This window comes from Propionivibrio sp. (assembly GCF_016790145.1).
Lineage (GTDB): Bacteria > Pseudomonadota > Gammaproteobacteria > Burkholderiales > Rhodocyclaceae > Propionivibrio.
In genome coordinates, this window is the sequence record NZ_JAEUOI010000212.1 from 1 (window position 1) to 2378 (window position 2378).

The window sequence follows — 2378 nt, forward strand, 5'->3', positions numbered from 1 at the left end:
GCGTCCCCTAGAGGATTTGCTACAAGCGAGCACCCGGCAATCGGTCGGTCGACTCCCCAACTCGCTCCGTCGTGGCAATCGCATACATCTCCCCGGCCTCATTGAGCAAGGCGGTGGCGGTCATCCAGACGTCGATGAGCGCTCCCGCTCATTTTGCACTCATGCTTTCTCTCGCACGCCTGTCGGATTCAATTTTTCCGTATAGTACGCCGATCGCAGGTGGTGGGTCTTTTGCCATGCTGAAGATAGCCGTCCTGCCTGCTCTGCAGGCTGCTTGCCCAAAGCGTATTCAGATACTTCGTTACAATCGCCAGCGGTGGAAACGGCTCACCCAGGCCAGCAGCTTCTGCGGTGCATGCGCCTTTTTCCAGTTGCCTGCGGCGTACTTGTTGGCTTCGGCCATTGTCGGATAGATGTGGATGGTGCCGAGAATCCTGTTCAGGCCAATGCCGTAGCGCATTGCCAGCACATACTCGGCAATCAGGTCGCCAGCGTGTTCGCCGACGATGGTGACACCGAGAATTTTGTCCTTTCCGGGTTCGGTGAGCACCTTGACGAAGCCGTGCGCCTCGCTGTCGGCAATCGCCCGGTCGAGATCTTCGATGTCGTAGCGCGTTACTTCAAAGGCGATTTTTTGTTCATTGGCTTCGAGTTCATTGAGCCCAACGCGCGCCACTTCGGGCTCAATGAACGTGGCCCACGGGATCACCGAATAATCGACGCGGAATTTCCTGAACGGGTCAAAGAGTCCATTGACTGCCGCGTACCAGGCCTGGTGGGCTGCCGTATGGGTGAACTGGAAAGGACCGGCGACATCGCCGGCGGCGTAGATGTTGGGATAGTTCGTCTGCAGGAACTCGTTGGTTTCGATGCTGCGATTGGCGCTGATGCCCAGTTCCTCGAGCCCGTAGCCCTTGAGGTTGGCGGCGCGGCCGACGGCAACGAGTACGGCATCGAAGGGAATGTGCAGCTCCTTGCCCTGATGTTCGGCGATCAGGATTTTCTCGCCGCCCTCGACAAGGAACTTTTTCGCCGTGTGCTCGACCCGCACATCGATGCCTTCGGCGCGGAAGCGCTGCATGACATGTTCGGAAACCTCCGGGTCTTCGCGCATCAGCAGGCGCGGCAGCATTTCCACCTGGGTGACGCTGGCGCCGAAGCGGGCGAAGGCCTGCGTCAGCTCCGAGCCAATCGGTCCGCCGCCAAGAACGACGAGTCGTTTCGGTAGTTCGCGCAACTCCCAGACGTTATCCGAGGTCAGGTAGCCGACGTCCTCGATGCCCGGAATCGGGGGGACGAAGGGGCGCGCGCCGGTGGCAATGACGATGCTGCGCGCCGACAGCCGTTCGCGCTCGCCGTTGTTACGAACGACATCGACTTCCCACGGTGAAACCAGCCTGGCGCTTCCTTCGATTACCTCGACGCCGAGGCTGGTGTAACGTTCAACTGAATCGTGCGGCGCGACGCTCTTGATCACCCGCTGTACGCGTTCCATGACCTCGGCGAAGTCGAAGCGCGCCGTGGCCTCGCGGATTCCGAATTCCTGCGAACGTTTCATGTGCGAGAGCAGTTTGGACGAGCGAATGAGCGCCTTGGACGGTACGCAGCCGGTGTTCAGGCAGTCGCCGCCGAGCTTGTGTTTTTCGATGAGGGTGACTTTCGCCTTGACCGCCGCAGCGATATAGGCGGTCACCAGCCCGGCCGAACCGCCGCCGATGACAATCAGGTTGCGCTGGAAGTGCGCCGGCTTCTGCCATCGGGCATAAACCTTCTTTGCCGCCAGGGCCTCGACGATCTTCTTGGCCATCAAGGGAAAAATGCCGAGCAGCACGAAGGAGCCGAGCAGGCCGGGCGAGAGGATTCCCGACAGGGACTGAATTTTCGCCAGTTGCGTTCCGGCATTCACATAAACCAGCGTGCCGGCCAGCATCCCGAGCTGGCTCACCCAGTAGAAAGTCCGCGTCTTCAATGGCGTCAGCCCCATCAGCAGGTTGATGACAACGAAGGGGAAGACGGGAACCAGGCGCAGCGTAAAGAGATAAAAACCGCCTTCCCTGCTGACCCCGGCATTGATCGCGCGCAGCCGCTCACCGAAGTGCTGCTGCACCCAGTCGCGCAGCAGAAAACGCGAGGCCAGAAAAGCCAGGGTAGCGCCCACCGACGAGGCAAAGGAAACCAGCAGCAATCCCCAGAGCAGACCAAACACCGCGCCGCCGACCAGCGTCATCACCGCTGCGCCAGGGAGTGACAAGCCGGTGACGGCGACGGAGGCGACGAAAAAGAGCAGCGCCGCGGTCATCGGTTGTGCGGCTCGCCAGGTCTCGATCGCCGCCTGCTGGCTCTTGAAATAGTCGAGGCTCAGAAAGCGCTCGAGTCCG

At 60.7% G+C, this 2378-nt stretch carries 1 protein-coding gene; it reads right to left on the reverse strand.

All coding sequences use genetic code 11. The annotated features are described in order from the left end of the window. Positions 1 to 301: 301 nt before the first annotated feature. On the reverse strand, positions 302 to 2378 hold a 2077-nt coding region (locus JNM42_RS17255; RefSeq protein ID WP_294273103.1), incomplete at its 5' end, for a bifunctional TVP38/TMEM64 family protein/FAD-dependent oxidoreductase.